We start from the raw sequence: 22,625 nt of genomic DNA on the forward strand, positions 1-22,625 counted from the left end.
TACTAGTTTTTCAGCACGCGCAAGCCAGCCGCACCAAGGCCGAATTGATAGAAGATCGCCGTCCACTCTTTCAAGCTTTGGCGCCAGGAGCCGCGCTCGACCTTTTCCGGAACGACGATCGTATCACCCGGATTGACAATGACGCCGCTGACACCACTGAACCAGCCGCGGCTTTTTCCGCTGCGCGCTGTGCCATCGGCGCGAATCACGTACATTTCGGACATATCGCCAGAGGCGGTCTCGCCACCAGCCATCAGGACATAATCCTTGACGTTTCGTCGCGGCTTGTAAATGAACGAATTGGACTGGAATACCGCGCCCAACACTTCGACTGTGCCCGGCTTGCGCGGCACGTACACGCTGTCGCCGTCTTGCAGTGCCAGCTCGGGCAAGTTCTTCAACTGAGCATTGCCATCTTCGAGCTCGAGGACGATGCGCCCTTCGGCCTTCACGGAGCGCAGCTTTTGCGCGACACTGCGCTGACGTTCCAGTTCAGCCGCCTGGATCGTGAGGGCGTCTTTGTCGGTCGTGCCCGACACGCGGCTCGACGCCGCGCTTTCCACATCACGCTCGAAGCGGTCTGCCAGCTCGTTCAGCTTAACCTGTTGCGCCCGCTTGACGGATTCGCGCTTGAGCTGGGTCGCATAAACATAACCGGCGTCAGTGGCACCACCGAGCCGGAACATAAGCTCGCGCAGCGTCTCACCCTTGCGAATCTGGAAAACGCCGGTCTGCTTGGCCTCGCCGGACACACGTACGTATTCATTTTGCAGTTGGGCCTGAACCGGCACAGCGCCGGGCGCGAACACGCGGATGACGTCGGTCGCACGTATGGGGATCGCGACCAGGCGCGTGGCGATGGTCGCCTTGTCGGCGATCAGCTCAGCGACCATCTGGTAATTATTGTCGACGGTTTTTTCCACCACAATCTTTCGCTGCTCCGCAGCGGAATCGACGCCACCGGCCCAACCAAAGATATCAGCCAGCGACGATGGGCCTTTCAGCTCGAAAATCGCCGGCGTCTTCACGTTCCCGGTCAGCGCAACGAGCGGGCCGACCTCCGGAATGTAGATCACGTCGCCATCACGCAAGCTCGCATCCTGGCTTTTGTCGCCCTTGGCCAGCATGTCGTACAAGTCGAAGTTGGCCACGGTCGTGCCGCCGCGCTTCAACTGAATGTTGCGCATTGAACCTGATGAATCCGGCCCGCCCGACGTAAACAGGGCGTTTAACAACGTGCTCATCGAATTGAGGGTGTAAGTACCCGGCCGTACTGCGTGGCCGACAACGTAAATCTGCACGGCGCGGGTTTGCGAAATACTGGCGGTCAGTTCGAAATTATTGAAAATTTTCCCGACTGCCTGCTTCAAGTAACCTTGCAAATCGCGGTATTTGACGCCGGCCACCTTCACCGCACCGACCCGCGGTATGTAGATCGAGCCGCTGCGGTCGACCGTCGACGTCACGTCAACGCTGACCATACCCCATCCGCGGATCTGAATTTCGTCGCCGGTGCCGATGACGTAGTCGCCGTTCACCTGCGCGGCGTCAAACGGTGCAAACGTGGTCGGCACTTCGGTGAACAGGTCCTTGCCAAAACGCTCCAAAGGCGCGCCGGTTACTGTTTGCACGTAAGCGCCGAATGTGTCTCTCGGATCCCTGCCGTTGACCCCGATTTTGCCCAGTTGACGTTGGCGTGCGCGCTCTGCCTGCTGCTGCTGCTGCTGCTGCGCTTCTTGCTGGAGTTGCTGCATGCGGGGATCAGGCCGCGAACTGGTAATGCTCGGCAAACCACGCTCGCCATAGCTCTCCGGAGCGGCGGCGGCGGCCGACGCGGCGGAAGACGGCGAAGCTTTACGCGCTTCCGTAGGCTGATCAAATGTTTGTCCCAAAGCCATGCCCGACGACAATCCGAACAGTGCTATCACGCCGGCTACCAGTTTCAAGTTTCTTGCGACTGAAATATTCTTCATTCTGTGCTTATATATGTGGTTAACTGTTCGGCGGTAAATATCACAATTATCAATGAACGAACTTGCATCCAAAAAACAGTGCTCCGTCTCTTACCTTGAAATGAATCGCAACTATCGCGTGTTCCGCTCGCGCGCGATCACTATCCGCCATTTAATACGCCCGCGGTAAGGATGGCAGCAAGCACAACCTTCAGCATCATCGCATCGGGATTTGGCAAAAGCCCGTGATTCTAACATTATGGACAAGTGCGACGGTCGCGAATGTGCGACGAATTGCGTCATGCACAGACCGCAAACGACTCGAAGGACAACAAATTCGTATCCCTCTTGGTCAATCTTGTCAAATGAAGTTTCCAAAAAGGAATGACTACCGCGAAGAACGATTGGGAAGGAATGAACCCACCGTCGTCCGAAGCGGGCAACTTGTTGGCGGTGTCGTGCTCGAGGCGCCCGACTTGCTGACGTCCCACTCTATAAGCTGTTCGGGCAGCAAGTTGGGGGGGCAGACACTACGGTTCGTAGCGTCGCATTATATCCGACCTGATTCACCAGCGCGCTTTCCACCTATCAAAGAGGGAGATATGCGTTTGCGCAACATTGCATTACGCGCGGGAAGCAGAATAGGGCAATGTGTAATGTCGTACTTATCTACAGCCCGTTCCCGCCGGGAATGCACAGCCCATATTTCCAGAACCGTCATGACCAAAAATGCGCTGCAACTCCCGCTCCAGAGCCCGGCCAACGGCGAGTTGCACCAGGACGGCGACCTTTCCGACATGCTGAGCGAATTGCGCATCCTGCTCCCAGGGGCCCAAATGCTGACCGCATTCCTGATCATCCTGCCGTTTAACGGCAGCGCACGCCAAATCATCCATACCCAGCGTTACGTGTTCCTGGTCACCTTCTTCTGTGCCCTGATCAGCTTGGTCCTGCTGAGCGCACCTGCAATCCAGCACCGACTGATGCGCCCGCTGATCAGCAAATCGCGTTTCAAGCGCATTGCAAGCCGGCAGATCGTGGCAGGCTCCTTTGCGCTCGGCTGCGCCTTCATCCTTGGCACCAACTTGGTCATTGCGGAAGTCTTCGGCACCGAGATCGGCATCCTCGCCGGCGCCACCATAGCCGCCTTGATCGGCTCGGCCTGGTGGATCCTGCCCATGTACCTCAAGCGTCGGCACGGCTTCTAGCGTCCCTTGCGCGCCTCGGCCTGCTTTACTGTCTGCCGGATCGCCCCAAACACCGAACGGTTCGCCTCGTCAAGCATCTCGATCCCGATCGTGTCGCCAAACAGCATGAACGGCGTGCTGGCCACGCCATCGGCAATCATTTCAAGGCAGCGCTTCTCCGCGATGCAAGAATAACCTTTCTTAGCATCCTTGTTCGATACCGTGCCCGACCCGACAATCGTGCCCGCACCCGCCTTCCTCGTCTTGCACAGATGCGCAATCAACTGCGGAAAATTGAACACCATGTCCACCCCCGCATTCGGCTGCCCCACCAGCTTGCCATTCCAGGTAGAGCGCAGCGGCAAATGCACCTTGCCATCCTTCCAGGCCTCGCCAAGTTCGTCTGGCGTGACGGCAACCGGCGAAAAACTCGACGCCGGCTTGGACTGCAAAAAGCCGAAACCCTTGGCCAGCTCCTCGGGAATCAAGTTACGCAACGACACATCATTGACCAGCATCAGCAACCGAATATGCAGCTGGGCCTGATCGGGCGTGATGCCCATCGGCACGTCGCCCGTAATCACCGCCACCTCGGCCTCGAAATCGATCCCCCACTCCTCATGCGCCATGACAATATCGTCCGTCGGCCCGCTGAAGTCATCGCTGCCACCCTGGTACATCAGCGGATCTTCCCAAAACGACGCCGGCATCTCGGCGCCGCGCGCCTTGCGCACCAGTTCGACATGGTTCACATAGGCCGACCCATCAGCCCACTGGTAGGCGCGCGGCAGCGGGGCCATGCACTTTGTCGGGTCGAATTCAAAGCTCTTGGCCGCGCGTCCGCCATTAAGCAGCTGGTACAAGTCGCCCAACTGGGGCGCGATAAAGGGCCAGTCGTCCAGCGCCGCTTGCAGCGTGGGCGCAATGCCGTCGGCCAGGTGCGCCGTTTTCAGGTCACGCGCGACCACGGCCAGCTGTCCATCGCGGGTGCCGTCGTTGATGGTGGCCAGCTTCACGCGAGCGGCACCAGCAGGTCGAGCTGGGCAGGCTCCAGAAAGCACCATTCGCCCTCGGCCAAGCCCAGTGACGCAATCGTCAACTGACCGATCGCAGCGCGATGCAAGGCACTGCAATGGTTGCCGGCGGCAGCGAGCATGCGCTTGACCTGGTGGTATTTCCCCTGTTCCAGCACAATTTCCAGCAAGTGTACGCCGCGCTGCACGCAGGTCACAGCGGCGAGCGGCGCCGGCTCGTCATGCAGCTTGACGCCGCCGAGCAACTGGGCCACCAGCTCGGGCGTCACCGGGTCCTGGGTCGTCGCCTGATAAATCTTGGGAATGTGGCGCTTGGGCGAAGACTGGGCGTGGATAAAGGGCCCGTCGTCGGACATCAGCAGCATGCCGGTGGTGTCGTGGTCGAGCCGCCCAACCGGCTGCACGTCGCGCCAGGTGAACTGTTCCGGGAGCAAGGTCAGCACGCCCGGGTGGTGACTGGGTTTGCGCGAACATTCGAAGTTGGCCGGCTTGTGCAGCGCAATATAGAGCTGCTCGCGATACACCCACTCTTCGTCGAACACGGTCAGCACCAGGCCGTCCGTGTCGATGGCGTTCTTGTAGCTGGTCTGGATCTGGCCGGCAATGGCCACTTCGCCGTCGTCGATCAGCGCGCGGCAATACTTGCGCGTGCCAAAGCCTTGGGATTGCAGGATGCGGTCTAAAGATAATTTACTCATGGCCGCAACTTTAACAGATGCGCCATGCGGCTGACAGTGGCAGACTACGACGACGTAGGACAACTTCCCTACCCTCTCAGCATTTCGAGAAAGCGGCGATCCGACCTTTGAGCAAAATCAAATTTGACCGGCATCGCGTGGTTACACTGAGACATCATTAGGAATCGGCTGAACAGGAAGAGGGTAACTTACCACCCTCCTTAGGATAAAAAGCGACGAGAAAGAGGACGAGCATGCGCAATCCGATGCACACCGAGCCGACATTGACGGCAAACCAGTTTCCGCCAGCCGATGCGCTGGCCATGTCGGCATTGCAGAGCACGCGCGAAGCGATTGCGCGCTGGAGCGGCAAGGTGCCGCCCGCCGCCGCCGCTCTGCCGCGCGATACGTCCCGCGTGTCGCCCCAAGCGCGCTGGGTGGCTGAGACCCAGCGCGGGCTTGCGGCATTTTTCGAACACGGCGGATTTTCCCAATTTGAAGGCCCCGGCGAACCGAGGCCGGTCGCGCTCAGACCTACCATGCATACCTGCACGCACGAAGTTCACTGCGGTAACGACCGCGTAGATGCCTGACGGATCGGCTCAGCGGGCCGGTTTCGCAAACCACTTGTGGAAGGTATAGTAGCTCTTGAACGGCTCGAACCGCTGGCGGCACCATACTTTTTGCACGGCCAAGTTGGTCACTTGGGTGGAGACAATCATTTGCTTAAAGTTATGGTTCATTGCCCAGTTTTGAGCAAGCAACATCAAAGCATTGTACAGACTGCGCCCCTGGTGCTCCGGTGACACGCCGAACAACACCCCCTCCATCATGTAACTTTCGACCTTTTTCACCGTTGCGAATGCGACGGTTTTGCCGCCATGCTCGATCAATATGACTTGGTCAGCCACTGCGGTACTGGCGCAAGAACTCGCCGCCCACGATGAGTAGACCGCATCGCAATCGGCGGACGCAAGCCGTGGATCGGCATGGTAATGCCCAGTGTAGCCCGCAAACGTGACCTCCGCCAGCGCACCGACTGTTGCGGCGTCCGCGGCCGTCGCGAAGCGCGTGCTATAGCCTTCCTTCAGCACGTCTGCCGATTGCGTCAGTTCCTTGTTGCGGTAATACACCAGCGTGTCGGTCAGGAAAAACCCATCCGCTTCCAGCTTCTGCACCAGCGCAATATCGTCGCAGCGGCAGCGGGCAATTAGCAACTCCACGGAGTTTGCGTCGCACCAGGCATTGATATCAGGGACTGGCTCATCGCCTGACAGTTGCATCTTGGCGGTCGTGATGCCGAAGCGGCTCTTGTCAATAGAGGACAGGGATATATTCATTATGCAGTCAGAAATTGTGGGTTCTTGAAGATTGCACTTTATTACACATCAAGGGACTTTGAAAGCGGTAAAAACTGGCCCATGACCCACAACCCAAGACCCATGACCCACGACCCACGACCGGCAGGCGTGCATCCTTGGCCGCTGCGCGTCACTTCGCTCATGCTGAGCATACAAAATGAAAACGACAGCATTGCGCTGTCGTTTTCGGGTCCCCATTCGAGGACAACTTGCGAGGAATATAAATTCTCTCAATGCCGCATAGTAATGCAGTCCGTGAATCATCTATAGGTTTGGTGTCCACTCACAGTTACTTTTTATATTGCCCCCTTTGCAAAGACTACATCTCCACTATAGAACACCTGTCTCAACATTCAAGGGAAATATTGATTAACCTCACCTGACGCTCGGCCGGCTGCCAGCATGCAGCGTCTTGATTGCGCCGGCACCCACCGCCGCGCCAAACTTTTTGAGCACCCGCTCCGGCAAGCCTTCATGCGCGGTGTAGTCAACCACGTCTTCGGCCTTGATCACGTCGCGCGCCACCGTTTCAACCGTACCAAAGCCGTCCGCCAGTCCCATGTCAACCGCCCGGGCGCCGCTCCAGAACAGCCCTGAAAAGGTTTCCGGCGTTTCCTTCAGGCGCGCACCGCGCCCGCTGCGCACGACGGCGATGAACTGCTGGTGAATTTCGTTGAGCATCGATTGCGCATGCGCCTTGTGCTTGTCGGACTGCGGGCTGAACGGATCCAGAAAACCCTTGTTTTCGCCGGCAGTCAACAATCGCCGCTCCACGCCCAGCTTTTCCATGGTGCCGGTAAAGCCAAAGCCATCCATCAGCACGCCGACCGAACCCACGATGCTGGCCTTGTTCACATAAATTTGGTCGGCCGCGGCGGCAATGTAATACCCGCCCGACGCGCAAATTTCGTCCACCACCACGTACACCTTCTTGTGCGGATAGCCGCGCTTCAAGCGCTGAATTTCATCGACGACGATGCCGGCCTGCACGGGACTGCCGCCTGGACTGTTAATGCGCAGCACAATGGCAACCGACTGCAAGTCCGAAAACGCCTTGTTTAGCGCTGGAATGACAACATCGGCCGAACCGCTGCCTTCATCTTCGATCTCGCCCTTGATTTCAATGAGCGCCGTGTGCTTACCGACCAAGTCGCCGTCCGCCCCGGTAAAGTTGAAGTCGTAGAGCGACCACAGCGCAAAAAACGCCAGCAGTAAAAAACTGAGCTTGAAAAAAATGCCCCAGCGGCGCGCGGCGCGGCGCTCGTTGACAGTGGCGAACACCAACCTTTCCAGCGTATCGCGCTCCCAGTTGCCATTAGGCAGCGTCAGCGCCGGGGTTTCGTGCGGCAAGTCGCTGCGGGGGGTCTCGCTCATAGGGTCTTCATCCGTGTGGAGTGGGTCCGGCCGCCGGCGGCTTGATGAATTCGTCGGGCGTCCAATAGATATTGCCGTCTTCTTCCAGCAGGCCGATCGGGCGCAGCCGTCCGTCCTTGCACGGCCCGCCGGCGCAAAAGCCGCTCTCGGGCACGTAAATGGCGCCGTGCGTCGAGCACATCAGATACAGCCCGCTCGACTCGAAAAATTCGCCCTGCGCCCAGTCCAGCTCGATGGGCACGTGGGCGCAGCGGTTCAGGTAGGCATAGGCCATGCCGCTGTAGCGCACCACAAAGCCGGTTGCCTTGTCGCCAAAGGCGCGCACGTCAAAGCGCACGCCGCGCCCACCTTCGAGCACCGCGCCGGAAGCGCACACCAAGATGGCGCCGTCAAGCCTCATGCGTTCGTTGCCAGCCATTGGTGCAGTTCCCCGACCGTGGCGGCTGAAAACAGCGGCTTGCACGCGTCGAGCTGGTCGCTTGGATGGGCGCCATACTGCACCGCCACGGCCGCTGCGCCGGCGTTGCTCGCCATCAGCAGGTCGTGCGTGGTGTCGCCGATCATGACGGTGCGCTTCAAGTCCTGGCCCAGTTCGCGCGTGAGCTCTTGCAGCATGGCCGGGTGCGGCTTTGAGAATGTCTCGTCGGCACAGCGCGTGGCGTCAAACAACGACAGCAGGCCGACGGCGTTCAGGGCCCGGTTCAGGCCGACCCGACTCTTACCCGTGGCAACGGCCAGGAAATAGCCATCTTGCGACAGTTCATTTAACATCTCGCGTACGCCGTCGAACAGCACCAATTCATGGTGCTTGGAGAGGAAATGAATGCGGTAGCGCTCCACCATCTTGGGGTAGAACGCCGGATCGATATTGGGCATCACAGCCTGCATCGCTTCGTGCAGGCCGAGCCCGATCACATGCGAGGCATCGTCGTCATGAGGTATCGGCAAGCCGAGGTCGCGTGCGGATGCCTGGATGCACTTCACAATGGCGGAAGTGCTATCCATCAAGGTGCCATCCCAATCGAAAACGATCAGGTCAAATTGCTTTCGTGCCATGTATTTCAGCCGCTTGTGGCGGCCGGCTCCTGTCAATGTCGGAAGGCGAAACGCAGAATCAGCGTGTCGCGATAGTTAAAGGTTTCCCCAAGCTTAGCAAAAAACGCTCAAGTTCACCGGCCAGCGGCGCGTTGAGTGTCATGGGCTTGCCCGTTTCCGGGTGGGTAAACGTAATTTGATGTGCGTGCAGGAACATGCGCTTGAGCGCGCCGCGCGTGTCATCAGCCTTGAGCAGCACGCGGTTAAGCGCGAAATCACCGTATTTGTCGTCACCTGCGATAGCAAAGCCGGACGAAGCCAGATGTACCCGGATCTGATGGGTACGCCCTGTCTTCAGCTCGGCTTCCAGCAAGGCGAATTTGTTAAATTTTCGCAACAAGGTGAACACGGTGTGCGACTCCATCCCGCCCGCCTGCACGCAGACACGGCGCTCGCCTTCGGGCGTCGTAAATTTATGCAGCGGCAGCTTGATGTGCTGGCGCGCATTTTTCCAGTCGCCATACACCATCGTCAGGTAGCGCTTGTCAGTCAGGCCGTCGCGCATTTGCTCATGCAGGTTGGTCAACGCCGAGCGCTTTTTGGCCAGCATCAGCAGGCCCGACGTTTCGCGGTCCAGCCGGTGCACCAGTTCCAGGAACTTGGCGTCGGGCCGGGCGGCGCGCAATTGTTCGATCACGCCATACGACACGCCCGAGCCACCGTGCACGGCCACGCCGCACGGCTTGTCGATGACGAGAATATGGCTGTCTTCGTGCAAAATCGTAAATTCTGCGCCCGGCACCACGGCCGTGGACTTTTCAGCAACGCGCACCGGGGGAATGCGGATCACGTCGCCGGCCACCAGCCGGTACAGCTGGTCGATCCGGCCTTTATTGACGCGTACTTCGCCGGAACGCAGGATGCGGTAGATATGGCTCTTGGGGACGCCTTTGCAAACTCTTAACAGATAATTATCTATCCGCTGGCCGGCGTCTTCTTCGGAGATGGTGACAAAGTATGCTTGGGGGGTCGCCTGTGTTGAAGGGGGAGCAACATCGGTTTGTATCTTCATTTGCTCTGTCTTCCCAGAAATTCTCTCTAAGTCCTTCATTTTGAATATATAATCGACAGGCGGCGGTCAAACCTCTGCTGGTGTAAGAATTAAAACGATATTTTACACAGGGGCGTCTCCATCGGCCTCGCCAAATTGCAAATTCGATGGAAAAAATGTGTATGCACAGTTTTGCGCGGGTCAAGGTTGCACCGTTGTTGTAATCGGATAGCGCGCAGGGCTGCTGATGTGGATGGCTTGGAATTTTAAGGATAAGTACTGGCAAGCTGGCCGGTGTTGATGGTCAGCTCGCCGGATGTTGGCGTCGATAACGCTTGTCGTTTTCGCCCGACCCGATTGTTCAGCCTCATACCAGGGCTTGAGGATATAGGCAGAAAGTATGCCTCGGTATCGAAGTTAGGTATGTTGTCTGGCTACGGTTTGGCTCACTGAATTGCTCACCGCCTGGCTTTGCCTGCGCCCCCGGTTCTGACCGGGCCGATACAGGCAAGTTGCAGGTGATGCGTGCACTCGGCATGTCGATCGACCTCACTGCGCCCTGTTGCGGCCGCGTTGCTTCTCGCATCGCTGCACCGCAACGCTAAGGCATTACCCTCCAGCTCTCCCCTTCTAGCGTACATCCCCTGTACTTTTTGCCGCCCTGACAAGGCGGCACTGGAACGGCCTACGGGCCGCGGAGTTTATAAAAATGAAACGCATGTTGTTTAACGCAACGCAGCAAGAAGAATTGCGCGTCGCGATTGTCGACGGTCAGAAACTGATCGATATCGATATCGAAACCGCAGGGCGCGAACAGCGCAAATCCAATATTTACAAAGGCGTCATCACCCGTATCGAGCCATCGCTCGAAGCCTGCTTCGTCAGCTACGGCGAAGACCGCCACGGTTTCCTGCCATTTAAAGAAGTCGCCCGCACTTACTTCCGCGAAGGCGTCGATGTGCGTACCGCTTCGGTCAAGGAAGCGCTGCGCGAAGGCCAGGAAATCATGGTCCAGGTCGAAAAGGAAGAGCGCGGCAATAAAGGCGCGGCGCTGACTTCTTTTGTATCGCTGGCCGGCCGTTATCTGGTCCTGATGCCGAACAACCCGCGCGGCGGCGGCGTGTCGCGCCGTGTTGAAGGTGAAGAGCGCCAGGAACTGCGCGAAACCATGGACAAGCTGGACCTGCCGCAAGGCATGTCGGTGATTGCCCGCACCGCCGGCATCGGGCGCAATGTCGAAGAACTGCAGTGGGACTTGAATTACCTGATGCAACTGTGGCGCGCGATCGAAGGCGCCGGCAAGCAGGGCAACGGCGCGTTCCTGATCTATCAGGAATCGTCGCTCGTTATCCGCGCCATCCGCGACTACTTCCAGCCCGACATCGGCGAAATCCTGATCGACACCGACGACATCTACGAGCAGGCGCACCAGTTCATGAGCCACGTGATGCCCGACATGGTGCACCGCGTAAAACGCTACAGCGACGATGTGCCGCTGTTTTCGCGCTTCCAGATCGAACACCAGATTGAAACGGCGTATTCGCGCACGGTGCCTTTGCCGTCGGGCGGGGCGATCGTCATCGACCACACCGAAGCGCTGGTTTCGGTCGACGTCAACTCGGCGCGCGCCACGCGCGGCTCGGACATCGAAACCACCGCTTTTAATACCAACTGCGAAGCGGCCGAAGAAGTGGCCCGCCAGTTGCGCTTGCGCGACCTTGGCGGCCTGATCGTCATCGACTTCATCGACATGGAAGTGGCAAAAAACCAGCGCGAAGTCGAACAACGCCTGAAAGACGCGCTGCACCATGATCGCGCACGCGTCCAGATGGGCAAGATTTCCCGCTTCGGCCTGATGGAACTGTCGCGTCAGCGCCTGCGCCCTTCGCTGTCCGAAGGCAGCCACGTGACGTGCCCGCGCTGCTCCGGCACCGGCCACATCCGCGACACCGAATCGTCCGCCCTGCAAGTCCTGCGCATCATCCAGGAAGAGGCCATGAAGGAAAATTCGGCCACCATTCACGTGCAGGTGCCGGTGGACGTTGCCGCTTTCCTACTCAATGAAAAGCGCGGCGAAGTGCTGAAAATCGAGAGCCGTCATCGCATCAGCGTGATTCTGATCCCGAACAAGCACCTCGACACGCCGCACTACAAGCTCGAGCGCATCAAGCACGACGATCCGCGCCTGGAAGACGTGCAGTCGAGCTACAGTCTGGCCGAGTCGGCGGAAACCGACATGGGCTACAGCAAGCGCGAGAAAGAAGAAGCCAAGCCGCGCCAGGAAGCCGTCGTCAAGACGATTACCCCGGCCCAGCCAGCGCCAATGGTCGACCGTACCGAAGCGCCCAAGCCGCTGCCAGTCCCCGTGCCGGTGCCCGTTCTCGTTGCACCAGTGGAAGTGGGTTTCTTCACCAAGGTGATGAACTTCTTCCGCGGGGTCGAAGAGCCTGCAGTTGTTGCACCAGCGCCAGTGGCGCCGGTCAAGACCGCATTAACCACGGCAACCGATCGCAATGGGGCCGACCGCAACAGCCGCAGCCCCCGTGGCCGCAGCCGTGGCGGCAAGCCGGGCGGACGCGAACGTGAAGAACGCGAGCCGGGCAGCAAGATTGCAAGCGAAAACGACAGCGTCAAGGCAGCCGATGCCGACAAGCCGGTGCGCCCGCCCCGTACGCCGCGCCCACCGCGCGAGCCACGCGAAGCGCGCGATCCGGCCGACGTCTCTACAACGCCGGCGCCGGCGCCGCGCGCCGAACGTGGCGAGCGTCCTGAACGCGGCGAGCGCCCTGAGCGCACCCCGCGCCCACCGCGCGAGCGCGCCGACTACCGCACCCCGGTAGCCGAAAGCAAGCTCGATGAGATGGCAGCCGCTCCGTTCGCAGCTGAAGTGCAAAACGCCGGTCCTGTCGGCGAACTCGACGTGATCGTGGCGCCAAAAATGGTGACCGCCATCGGCCCGAACGGCGAAGAGATCGAAGTCGAAGCCAATGGCGACGAGCCGCGCCGCCGCCGCCGTCGTGGTGGCCGCAACCGCAACCGCCGCGACCGCGAAGGTGGCGAGGGCGTTGAAGGCGTGGACGGCGAAGGCACCGAGAACGACGCCGGCGAGAACGATGCCGACGGCGTTGCGCACGAAGCAAGCTTTACGGTTCCGGCAGCACCTGCCGTAGCTACTGAGCAAGCTGCCGCGCCGATGCAAGCCTATGCACCGGTGGAAACGCCAGAGCCAGTTGCCGCCTATGCACCGGTCGAAGCGCCGGAGCCTGTTGCTGCCGTTGCAGCGCCGGTACCGGTGTCGGAATACCGTCATGCTGCCGCTGTTGCTCCTGTTGCGGTTGCCGTTGCACCTGCACCGGCTCCCGCCCTTGCAGCTGCTCCTGCTGTAGATGTTGCACCAGCTCCTGCACCGGCACCTGTCGTTGCAGCGCCGGAGCCGGTCGTGGTTGTCGAACCTGCCACGGTGATCGTTGCCGAGGAAACGCTCGCAGCGCACGTTGCCGTCGAAGCAGCGGTCGACGTTGCCGCTCCTGCCCCCGTGGTCCCGCAGACCATTTTCACGCCGGAAGCCGAAGCTGATGCCGTGGTCGAGGTAGCGCCGGCACCAGTTGCCGAAGCTGCAGCAGTGGTTGAGGCTGCACCTGCACCTGCCCCTGCACCTGCGCCTGCACCTGCACCAGCGCCTGCCGCAGCCCCTGCGCCAGTACCTGTAGCAGCCCCAGCCGTCATCAAGCCCGTTGCGGATCTGAATGAGATCCTCAGCTCGGCTGGCTTGACGCTGGCGGCGACCGATCCTGACAAGCTGCGCGCAGCCCAGGAAGCGGCAGCCCAGGCGGCCCAGCCAGTACACGTACCGCGCGAGCGCAAGCCGTTGCCGCCGCAGGTGGACGAGCCACTGATCCAGGTGGACACTAGCCGCCAGTAATCCGGTAGCGATCTTAAAAAGGGAAGCTTCGTGCTTCCCTTTTTTTTCGCCAGCTTTCCCCGTCAAAGCGAGGCCCACCTGTGCATATCCGGCCCTCGTGCTATCGTACTGGCATGGCCGAAAAAATCATCATGCTGGGCGACGCCCGTTCGCCCGCCCCCGCAATTCCCGCGCAACTGGAAGCGCCCACCGGGCTGCTGGCCGACGCGCTGGGGCGCCCCCTGCACGACCTGCGCATTTCGGTTACCGACCGCTGCAATTTCCGCTGCGTGTACTGCATGCCCAAGGAAGTGTTCGACAAGGACTACGCCTACCTGCCCCATTCGTCGCTGCTCTCGTTCGAGGAAATCACGCGCGTGGCCGCGCTGTTCGTCGCGCACGGCGTCGAAAAACTGCGTCTGACCGGCGGCGAGCCGCTCTTGCGCAAGAATGTCGAAAAACTGATCGGCATGCTCAGTGCCCTGCGCACGCCTTCCGGCGCCCCGCTCGACCTGACCTTGACCACCAACGGTTCGCTGCTGGCAAAAAAAGCCCGCGCCCTGAAGGATGCGGGCCTGAACCGCGTCACCGTCTCGCTCGACTCGCTCGACGACGTCACCTTCAAGCGCATGAACGATGTCGACTTTGCGGTCGGCGACGTGCTGGCCGGGATCGACGCGGCCCATGCTGCGGGCCTTGGCCCCATCAAGATCAACATGGTCGTCAAGGCCGGCATGAACGACGCGCAAATCGTGCCGATGGCGCGCCACTTCAAAGGCACGCCATCCATCCTGCGCTTTATCGAATACATGGACGTGGGCGCCTCCAACGGCTGGAACCTGGCCGAAGTCATTTCTTCGTCCGAGGTGGTGCGCCGCATCGCCGCCGAGATGCCTTTGGTACCGGTGCTCGCCAACTACGCCGGCGAAACCGCGGCGCGCTGGCGCTATGCCGACGGCGAGGGCGAAATCGGTTTGATTTCCAGTGTGACCCAAGCCTTTTGCAAGGATTGCTCGCGGGCGCGCCTGTCCACCGAGGGCAAGCTGTACACCTGCCTGTTCGCCACCCGCGGGCACGACCTGCGCGCACTGCTGCGCGACGGTCGCAGCGATGCCGAAATGTCGAGCGCGATTGGCGCCTTGTGGCGCGTGCGCGCCGACCGCTATTCCGAAACCCGCACCATCAACACCATCAGCACCAGCGGCATCGCCAACGCCGAAGCGCCGGGCGAGCGCAGGGTCGAGATGTCGTATATCGGAGGCTGATTGACGATCGATCCCGCAACCATCACCGGCCTCATTCTCGCGGGCGGACGCGGCAGCCGCATGGGTACGGTCGACAAAGGCTTGCAGCCGTTTCGCGGCCAGGCAATGGTAGCGCACGTGATGCGCACGCTGGCCCCGCAGGTCGCATCCATCGCCATTAACGCCAACCAGAACCTGGAGACCTATGCAACCTTCGGCGCGCCAGTCTGGCCCGATGACCTGGCCGGCTTCGAAGGCCCGCTGGCCGGGCTGGAAACGGGCTTGCGCCGCTGCCGCACCGATCTGCTGGTGAGTGCTCCCTGCGACTCCCCTTTTCTGCCGCAAGACCTGGTGGCGCGCCTGCACGCGGCCATGCAGGACGCCGGCGCCGACCTGGCGCTGGCCGAGACCGAAGAAGTCTCTGGCGACGGCACCACGCGCATCCAGCCGCATCCCGTGTTCGCGCTGATCAAAGCGAGCGCCCTGCCACAGCTGTCAGCCTACCTGGCCGGCGGAGGACGACGCATGGACGGCTGGTACGCCGGCATCAATGTGGCGCGCGCGCGCTTTGCCGACGCCGGCGCCTTCCGCAACATCAATACCCTGCGCGAACTGCAGCAATATGAAGACGACAAAGACGCATGAGTTCTCCCACCCTGAGTGAAGTCACGAGCTGCCTGGCCGGCTACGATCCCGATGCACTGCCGGTGCGCGACGCGCAGCGCATCATCAGCCAATTCATCGAACCGGTCGGCGGCGTCGAAGACGTCGCCCTGCTGTCGGCCCTTGGCCGCGTGCTGGCGGCCGACATCATCTCGCCGATCAGCGTGCCCGCGCACGACAATTCGGCGATGGACGGCTATGCCTTGCGCGGCACCGAACTCGACGCCCACGGGCCGACCACGCTGTCGGTGGTCGGCACTGTCTACGCGGGCCGGCCATCTGATACAGTTCCTGGGCCTGGCCAGTGTATCCGTATCATGACGGGCGGCGTGATGCCGGCCGGCTGCGACAGCGTGATCCCGCAAGAGCACGTGGCGGCCATCACTGAGCACAGTATCACCATCGCGCCCGGTTCCATTGGCATTGGCGAGAACCGCCGCTTCGCCGGCGAAGACTTGATGGCCGGCAGCGCGGCGCTGAAAAGCGGCAAGATCATCCGCCCGGCCGACCTGGGTTTGCTGGCCTCGCTCGGCATCGGGCAGGTGCGCGTGCGGCGCCGCCTGCGCGTCGCCTTTTTTTCAACCGGCGACGAATTGCGTTCGCTTGGCGAGCCGCTGGATGCCGGCTGCGTCTACGACAGCAACCGCTACACGCTGTTCGGCATGCTTACGCGCCTCGGTTGCGAGATCATCGACATGGGGATTGTGCGCGACGAGCCGCAAGCGCTGGAAGCGGCGCTGCGCGAAGCGTGTGCCGGCGCCGACGCCATCGTCACCTCGGGCGGGGTGTCGGTCGGCGCGGCCGACTACACGCGCGACATCATGGCCAAAATGGGCGACGTCACGTTCTGGAAAATCGGCATGCGGCCGGGCCGCCCGCTCGCTTTTGGTCGCGTCGCCGCGAACGGCCATACGGCATTCTTGTTCGGCCTGCCCGGCAATCCGGTGGCGGTGATGGTGTCGTTCTACTTTTTCGCGCGCGCCGCGCTGCTGCGCATGATGGGGGCCGAGGCGCCGCTGTTGCTGGTCAAGGCCAGGGCGGCGGCGCCGATCCGCAAAAAGCCGGGCCGCACCGAATACCAGCGCGCCATCCTGGCGCTCGGCGAGGATGGCCAACAGCAGGTGCGCATCACCGGTTCGCAAGGCTCGGGGATTTTGCGCTCGATGTCGGAGGCGAACTGCATGGTGGTGCTGCACGACGAACAAGGCAACGTGGCCGCCGGCGACATGGTCGACATCATGCTGTTCGACGGTCTGGTGTAAAAGCCATCGTAGGGCGGATAAGCGAAGCGCAATCGGCCAAGCGTCGCCGACGGCGCATGGCGGATTGCGCTTGCGCTTATCCGCCCTACGGACCCTGGCTGTCTTCTTCCGGCCGCCGGCGACATGGTCGATATCATGCTGTTCGATGGGCTGGTGTAAAAGCCATCGTAGGGCGGATAAGCGAAGTGCAATCGGCCAAGCGTCGCCGACGGCGCACGGCGGATTGCGCTTACGCTTATCCGCCCTACGGACCCTGGCTGTCTTCTTCCGGCCGCCGGCGACACGGTCGACATCATGCTGTTCGACGGGCTGGTGTAGAAGCCATCGTAGGGCGGATAAGCGAAGCGCAATCCGCCAAGCGTCGCCGACGGCGCATGGCGGATTGCGCTTGCGCTTATCCGCCCTACGGCCCCTGGCTGTCTTCTTCCGGCCCCAGCATCAGCTGGGCGGCCTCGCTTGGCAGCGCTTCGACCGACTTGAGCTTGCGCGCCATCTGGCGGCTGCGCACTTCCGCGTTCTCAATGTTCTTGGCCGCCCGTTCCAGCGTCAGCCTAGTCTGCGACAGCACGTCGCCGAACTTGCCGAACTCGGTTTTGACCGCGCCCAGCACCTGCCACACTTCAGACGAGCGCTTCTCCAGCGCCAGCGTGCGAAAGCCCATCTGCAAGCTGTTCAAAATGGCCGCCAGCGTCGACGGCCCCGCAATCGACACGCGCAAGGTGCGCTGCAGGTCGTCGGCCAGGCCGGGCCTACGCATCACTTCCGCATACAAGCCTTCGGTAGGCAGGAACAGGATCGCAAAGTCGGTCGTCTGCGGCGGCGAGACGTATTTGTCGCAGATCGTTTTCGCCTCCAGCCGCACCGCGCGTTCCAGCTCGCGCCCACCCTGGGCCACGCCGTCGGCGTCGGCCCGCTCGGCCGCGTCGATCAGGCGTTCGTACTGCTCCTTGGGGAACTTGGCGTCAATCGGCAGCCAGAGCGGCGCGCCGCCGTCGATTTGCCCGGGCAGCTTGATCGCAAACTCCACCCGCGCGCCGCTGCCGGCAATCGTCTCCACATTCTTGGCATACTGGTCCACCGTGAGCACCTGTTCGAGCAGCATTTCCAGCTGCACTTCGCCCCAGGTGCCGCGCGTCTTGACGTTGGTGAGCACCCGCTTCAGGTCGCCCACGCCGATCGCCAGCTGCTGCATTTCGCCCAGTCCCTGGTGCACTTTTTCAAGCCGCTCCGAGACGTGGCGAAACGATTCGGTCAGGCGCGTCTCGAGCGTGGCGTGCAGCTTCTCGTCGACCGTCTTGCGCATTTCCTCGAGCCGCGTGCCGTTGTCGGTCTGCAGGTCCTTGATGCGCGCTTCCAGCGTGGCGCGCACTTCCAGCATGCGCTGCGCGTTCGACTCGGTCAGCGTCGAGAGGGTCTGGTTCATGGTGTCGGCAAAGCGTTTGAGCGTGGCCCCTTGCTCTTCGCGCCCGCTGCTGCTGGCCACGTGGATCTGCTGGCGCATGCTGTCAAGCTGCTGGACGGTGGCGCCGTGGTACTGCGCCAATGCCGCCGCCAGTTCCTGGCGCGTGCCCTGGGCGCCGCCCTGCACCTCGAGGCGCAACTCGCGTTCAAGGCGCTCCAGCGCATCTACGGCGCCGGCGCGCAACAGCGCTGCCACCTGCAGCACCAGCACCAGCACCACTGCCGCAGCCAGAAGCCAGAACTGGGTGTCGGTCATCTATTCGTCAGCCTTGTTGCGCATCCAGTCCGCAGTCTGGTAGAAGGACTCCATCAGGCGCAAGCGCAATGGCTGTTCGATGCCGATGTCTTCCATCGCCCACGCCATCGCGCGCAGCCACTGGTCGCGTTCGGACGAGCCAATGGCAAACGGCAGGTGGCGCGCGCGCAGGCGCGGGTGCCCGAACTGTTCGACGAACAGGTCCGGGCCGCCCATCCAGCCGGACAGGAACATGAACAGCTTGTCGCGCGAGCTGTCCATCGGCACCGGATGCATGGCGCGAATGCCGGCGAACTCCGGTTCCAGTTCCATCAGGTCGTAGAAGCGGTCAACCAGTTCGCGCACGCGTTCGCCGCCGCCGATCACGCTGTATAAAGTTTGTGGTTCATCCATGGCCGACATCATACCAGCGTCAGCCGGCGCAGGCGGCGCGTGGACGACCAGCCGTCCAGGTCCACTTCGCGCCGCATGTCGGCGCAGGCGTCCAGCAGGCGCGCGCAGTCGTCCCCGTTCATGCTGGCATTGAGCGTGAGGCGCACCAGCGAGCGGTTCTTGGCCGTGGCCGGGGCGCAGAACACGGCGCCGTAAATGCCGCGCCGCTCGAGCGCCTTGCGCAGCACCAGCGTCTTGGGCTCCGGCCCGGCTTCAAGCGCGATGATCTGCTCGCTGCCGTCGGCAACGTTGTAGCCCAGTTCTGTGAGGCCGGCGCGCACCGTGCGCGCGCTGGCGTGCAGCGCGCTGCGGCGCGCGTCGGCGAGCGCGATGAAGTCGAGCGCGGCGTCGAACCAGGCCAGCTCGTGTTCGAGCAGGCAGGAGCTGAAAATCGCCGGGCGCGAAGCCGACAAAAAGTAACCCTTGAAGTGACTCGAGCACGTCAAAAAGCCCGCCCGCCCGGCAAACGCCTTGGCCAGCGAGGCGGTGCGAAAGTGCACCCGATCGGCCAGCCCCAGTTCGGCCACGATGCCGGCGCCGCGCGGCCCATGCGTGCCGAGCGAATGCGATTCATCGACAATCAGGATGCTGCCGCTGCGTTCGGCAATGGCGACAATCTCATGCAGCGGCGCGATGCTGCCATTGGTACTGTAGAGAGCATCGACGACGATCACGCCGGCGCCGTGCTTGGCGACCTGGCGCGCCAGGTGGCCCGCATCGTTGTGCAAAAAAGGCACGCCCAGCGCCTGCGCCGACTGCACGCCTTCCCACAGCGAGGCGTGGGCCAGCATGTCGAGGTAGACCGGCACGCCCGGTTCGGCGATCGTCTGCAGCAGGCCCACGTTGGCAGCCCACCCGGATTGCGCCAGGATGCCATCCTCGGCGCCCATGAAGGCGGCAAATTTGGCTTCCAGCCGGTGCTGGCTGCTGCCTTCCTGCAGAAACACCGACGACATCAGCATGCCCTGGTGAGCGCCTAGCGCACGCGCCTGGGCCGCCAGCAGCTTACCCTCGCTGGCAATGCACAGGTAATCGTTGCCGGCAAGCATAAGTGCGCCGGCGCCGGCCGGCTTCCACACATGCATGTGTTCACCGCCGAGCAGTTGTTGAACCCGCGTCACATAATGCTCGTCCATACGCTTTGTTACGAAAGAAGGCATGCGCAATTCGGCGCGGATGGGGTTTAACGTTTGATTTGCGGCAGATGTCATGATGATTTCTCCTGAGAAAAGAAATTTCATTTTCTGCCTTCAATTATTGGCATTGGTGCAACATCGACGATGTTTGATCTAAATCAAGTTATCCATTGTCAACATAAGACAGGATTACGATTGATGCGAATCAATTTGATAAATATCAAGAACTTACGAGATGGCTGCAGATGGGCTTGCTGAGCCGCACTTTTGAAACGACCAGACGCCGGCTGCAGCAAAGTTCGCTGCGGGCCGTGCAGCGCTATGAACGCAAATTCGATCACGCCACCTGGCGCTACATCGTGCTGGCGTGGATAGGCTGCCTCGGCATGCCCACTTATTACCTGATCTGGACCTACGTCTTCCCGCAGGCCTACGAGAGCCTGCCCCTGCGCCTGGTGGGAGCGGCCCTGTGCGTGCCGGCGCCATGGGCCGGCACGCTGTTCAAGGGCCCGCTGCGCGACACTTACCTGTTCGTGGCCGTCACCTACGTACTGCCATTCCAGTTCACCTTCCTGTTCCTGATGAACCATGCCTCCGGCGTGTGGAGCCAGTCGCTGCTGGTGGCGCTGATCGTGCTGTTTCACTTCTCGACCGCGTGGGCGCTGATGTCGTTTGCGACCGGCGTGGCCGCCGCCTGCGCGCTGTTCGCGCTGGTTGGCGACCCGGCTTTTTTAAGCAGCCACCAGGTACTGCAAAACCTGCCGATCTACGCCTTTACCATTGTCGTGGTGGCGGTGTCCAAGGTCGGGCGGCGCGTGCTGGCTAACGAAAAGCTGGCCGGCATGGCGCAGGGCCTGGCCACAGTTTCGCATGAATTGCGAACGCCCCTGGTGAGCGTGGACGCCAATGTACGCGGCATCCACCGGCGCCTGAACGCGGCTGCCAATCCGTCGCCTGCCGACTGGCACGAGATGAGCGAAGCGATGACGCGCATCCAGCACGAAGTGCACCACATGAACCACATGGTCGACCTGTTCCTGCTGTCGGCGGCGGCCGTCAACGAGCAGCTTGAAGCGGACGAATATGTCTCGATGCAGGAGGTGGTCGAATCGGTCATGCGGCGCTATCCGTTCACCGCGCAGTCACAGCGCGACGCCGTCAGGATCGACGTGCGGGCCGACTTCACCTTCGCCGGCAAGCATGAACTGTCGGTCGTCATCCTGCTCAACCTGCTGCGCAACGCGCTCAAGGCGCTGCACCGCGCCGGCAAGGGTCGCATCCGGATCATCATCGACGGCAAGCGCGCCACCCCGCGCTTGCTGTTCATCGATACCGGCTGCGGCATTCCGGCGCCACAGCTGCCGATGATCTTCAAGCGCTTTTATTCGTACCCGCCCAAATCGGGATCGGGCATCGGCCTGGCGCTGTGCAAGGAAATCGTGGACGCCTGGAAGGCGCGCATCCGCTGCGTCTCGCGCGAGTGGGCGTACACCATTTTCGTCCTCGAATTCCCCCCGGTCCAACTCGCCAAAGCAAAGTAATCGCCCCCACTCTGTCAGGATACCGCTCCATGCCACTGCCGATTTATCACCATCCCAGCCTGACCGTCCTGATCGACGACAGCGACAGCTTCCTGAAAAGCCTCTCGTTCCAGCTCGACCCGGCGCTGGCCAGCAAAGCCTTCCACGACACCAGTTCCGCGATCGCGTGGCTGACGGGCCAGGGCGGGCGCGACGAGGCGCACCAAAACAAGCTGTGCGCCAGCTATGACACCTATCCCAATTCGCACGAACAGGCCAACGTCACCTTCGACGTCGACCAGATCCACCGCATCAGCTTTGAGCGCAGGCGCTTCGTGACGCCCTCGGTGCTCGTGGTCGACTACTCGATGCCGCAGATGAACGGGGTGCAGCTGTGCGAAGCGCTGGCCCACCTGCCCTGCAAGAAGATTCTGTTTACCGGTGTGGCCGATGAAAAGGTGGCGGTGGACGCCTTCAACCGCGGCCTGATCGACCGCTACATCAAAAAGAGCGACGACGACGCGCTCGACAAACTCGAGGCCGAGATCGTGGCGCTCCAGCGCGAATATTTCGCAGCCAGGTCCGATCCGCTGCGTGAACTGCTCGCGCTGCACAATTACAGCTTTGTCAGCGACCCGGTGTTCGCGCAGCTGGTCAAGGGCATCCTCAAAGAGCAGCGGATCGTCGAGCATTACGTGTTCTCGAACCCGGCCGGCATCTTGATGTACGACGCCGACGGGCAGGCGCAGTTGATGGTGGTCGAAACCGAGGCCAGCATGACGTCGCACTATGAAGTCGCCTGCGACAACGAGGCGCCGCAATCGTTGCTGGTGGCGCTGCGCGAGCGCTGCATCATCCCGTGGTTTCGCGAAGGCGACGGCATGTACTCGGCCGACTTTGCGGCCGGCTGGCACAAATACATCGCGCCGGCGCAGGTGTGCGAGGGCGCCCAAAAATATTACTGGGCCTTGTTCAAGCTGGCGCCGGGCGAATTGGCGGAGATGGCCACCTCGTTTTCCGACTACCTGCACGAGCGCGAACCGGCGCTGTAACAATTCGCGACTGCATCACGGCACCCG

19 protein-coding genes are annotated in these 22,625 nt (G+C 61.5%); 8 read left to right on the forward strand and 11 right to left on the reverse strand.

The window, feature by feature from the left end; genetic code table 11:
• Window positions 1–2: 2 nt before the first annotated feature.
• Window positions 3–1,973 (reverse strand): SLBB domain-containing protein, encoded by a 1,971-nt coding sequence (locus ACP7D4_RS07455; protein ID WP_426208450.1) that lies wholly within the window; start codon window positions 1,971–1,973, stop codon window positions 3–5.
• Between the two features lie 698 nt (window positions 1,974–2,671).
• Here ACP7D4_RS07455 and ACP7D4_RS07460 point away from each other — a divergent pair.
• A complete protein-coding gene (locus tag ACP7D4_RS07460; RefSeq protein ID WP_426208452.1) occupies window positions 2,672–3,160 on the forward strand; it encodes a DUF6328 family protein in 489 nt (162 codons plus the stop codon).
• On the opposite strand, the gene ACP7D4_RS07465 is transcribed toward ACP7D4_RS07460, so the two are convergent.
• Both ACP7D4_RS07465 and ACP7D4_RS07470 read right to left on the reverse strand, forming a co-directional pair.
• Window positions 3,157–4,155 carry a fumarylacetoacetate hydrolase family protein gene (locus ACP7D4_RS07465; RefSeq protein WP_426208453.1) on the reverse strand — a complete coding sequence of 333 codons (999 nt, stop codon included), beginning with the start codon at window positions 4,153–4,155 and terminating at the stop codon, window positions 3,157–3,159. The genes ACP7D4_RS07460 and ACP7D4_RS07465 overlap by 4 nt on opposite strands.
• Entirely contained in the window at window positions 4,152–4,871 is a 720-nt protein-coding gene (locus tag ACP7D4_RS07470) for a pseudouridine synthase (RefSeq protein ID WP_426208454.1), read from the reverse strand. The genes ACP7D4_RS07465 and ACP7D4_RS07470 overlap by 4 nt, the downstream gene beginning before the upstream one ends.
• 233 nt (window positions 4,872–5,104) lie before the next feature.
• On the opposite strand from ACP7D4_RS07470, the gene ACP7D4_RS07475 reads away from it, so the two are divergent.
• Window positions 5,105–5,443 (forward strand): hypothetical protein, encoded by a 339-nt coding sequence (locus tag ACP7D4_RS07475; RefSeq protein WP_426104743.1) that lies wholly within the window; start codon window positions 5,105–5,107, stop codon window positions 5,441–5,443.
• 9 nt (window positions 5,444–5,452) lie between these two features.
• Here the strand turns inward: ACP7D4_RS07475 and ACP7D4_RS07480 are convergent, their stop codons facing one another.
• The 5 genes from ACP7D4_RS07480 to ACP7D4_RS07500 all read right to left on the reverse strand — a co-directional run bounded on the left by ACP7D4_RS07480 (window position 5,453) and on the right by ACP7D4_RS07500 (window position 9,692).
• Window positions 5,453–6,190: a GNAT family N-acetyltransferase gene (locus tag ACP7D4_RS07480; RefSeq protein ID WP_426208456.1), complete on the reverse strand. Its 738-nt coding sequence runs from the start codon at window positions 6,188–6,190 to the stop codon at window positions 5,453–5,455.
• A 396-nt stretch (window positions 6,191–6,586) separates the two neighbouring features.
• Window positions 6,587–7,585, reverse strand: coding sequence for a S49 family peptidase (locus tag ACP7D4_RS07485; protein ID WP_426208458.1), 999 nt, complete (start codon window positions 7,583–7,585; stop codon window positions 6,587–6,589).
• A 7-nt stretch (window positions 7,586–7,592) separates the two neighbouring features.
• Complete coding sequence (locus ACP7D4_RS07490; protein ID WP_426208459.1) at window positions 7,593–8,003, reverse strand: Rieske (2Fe-2S) protein; 411 nt, start codon at window positions 8,001–8,003, stop codon at window positions 7,593–7,595.
• Complete coding sequence (locus tag ACP7D4_RS07495; protein WP_426208460.1) at window positions 7,982–8,641, reverse strand: HAD-IIIA family hydrolase; 660 nt, start codon at window positions 8,639–8,641, stop codon at window positions 7,982–7,984. The genes ACP7D4_RS07490 and ACP7D4_RS07495 overlap by 22 nt, the downstream gene beginning before the upstream one ends.
• A 58-nt stretch (window positions 8,642–8,699) precedes the next feature.
• Entirely contained in the window at window positions 8,700–9,692 is a 993-nt protein-coding gene (locus tag ACP7D4_RS07500; RefSeq protein ID WP_426104751.1) for an RluA family pseudouridine synthase, read from the reverse strand.
• A gap of 688 nt (window positions 9,693–10,380) precedes the next feature.
• Between ACP7D4_RS07500 and ACP7D4_RS07505 the strand changes: the two genes are divergently transcribed.
• The 4 genes from ACP7D4_RS07505 (at window position 10,381) to glp (ending at window position 16,741) form a co-directional block, all read left to right on the forward strand.
• On the forward strand, window positions 10,381–13,593 hold the full coding sequence (locus ACP7D4_RS07505; RefSeq protein ID WP_426208462.1) for an Rne/Rng family ribonuclease: 3,213 nt from the start codon (window positions 10,381–10,383) through the stop codon (window positions 13,591–13,593).
• Between the two features lie 113 nt (window positions 13,594–13,706).
• On the forward strand, window positions 13,707–14,837 hold the full coding sequence (gene moaA / locus ACP7D4_RS07510; RefSeq protein ID WP_426208464.1) for a GTP 3',8-cyclase MoaA: 1,131 nt from the start codon (window positions 13,707–13,709) through the stop codon (window positions 14,835–14,837).
• Window positions 14,838–15,461: a molybdenum cofactor guanylyltransferase MobA gene (gene mobA / locus ACP7D4_RS07515; protein WP_426104755.1), complete on the forward strand. Its 624-nt coding sequence runs from the start codon at window positions 14,838–14,840 to the stop codon at window positions 15,459–15,461.
• Window positions 15,458–16,741, forward strand: coding sequence for a gephyrin-like molybdotransferase Glp (glp, locus tag ACP7D4_RS07520; protein WP_426208466.1), 1,284 nt, complete (start codon window positions 15,458–15,460; stop codon window positions 16,739–16,741). The genes mobA and glp overlap by 4 nt, the downstream gene beginning before the upstream one ends.
• 403 nt (window positions 16,742–17,144) lie before the next feature.
• On the opposite strand, the gene ACP7D4_RS07525 is transcribed toward glp, so the two are convergent.
• The 3 genes from ACP7D4_RS07525 to cqsA are packed head-to-tail and all read right to left on the reverse strand — an operon-like array spanning window position 17,145 to window position 20,101.
• The gene (locus ACP7D4_RS07525; RefSeq protein WP_426104758.1) at window positions 17,145–18,458 is read right to left on the reverse strand and encodes a DNA recombination protein RmuC; all 1,314 of its coding nucleotides are present in this window, start codon (window positions 18,456–18,458) and stop codon (window positions 17,145–17,147) included.
• On the reverse strand, window positions 18,459–18,860 hold the full coding sequence (locus tag ACP7D4_RS07530; RefSeq protein WP_426104769.1) for a group II truncated hemoglobin: 402 nt from the start codon (window positions 18,858–18,860) through the stop codon (window positions 18,459–18,461).
• The gene (gene cqsA / locus ACP7D4_RS07535; RefSeq protein ID WP_426208468.1) at window positions 18,860–20,101 is read right to left on the reverse strand and encodes an alpha-hydroxyketone-type quorum-sensing autoinducer synthase; all 1,242 of its coding nucleotides are present in this window, start codon (window positions 20,099–20,101) and stop codon (window positions 18,860–18,862) included. Before cqsA ends, ACP7D4_RS07530 begins: the two co-directional genes overlap by 1 nt.
• Before the next feature lie 170 nt (window positions 20,102–20,271).
• Between cqsA and ACP7D4_RS07540 the strand changes: the two genes are divergently transcribed.
• Both ACP7D4_RS07540 and ACP7D4_RS07545 read left to right on the forward strand, forming a co-directional pair.
• Entirely contained in the window at window positions 20,272–21,567 is a 1,296-nt protein-coding gene (locus ACP7D4_RS07540) for a sensor histidine kinase (RefSeq protein ID WP_426208470.1), read from the forward strand.
• A 29-nt stretch (window positions 21,568–21,596) separates the two neighbouring features.
• Complete coding sequence (locus tag ACP7D4_RS07545) at window positions 21,597–22,598, forward strand: response regulator (RefSeq protein WP_426103240.1); 1,002 nt, start codon at window positions 21,597–21,599, stop codon at window positions 22,596–22,598.
• Window positions 22,599–22,625 lie beyond the last annotated feature (27 nt).

The organism is Massilia sp. TWP1-3-3 (genome assembly GCF_049897805.1).
GTDB lineage: Bacteria > Pseudomonadota > Gammaproteobacteria > Burkholderiales > Burkholderiaceae_D > Telluria_A.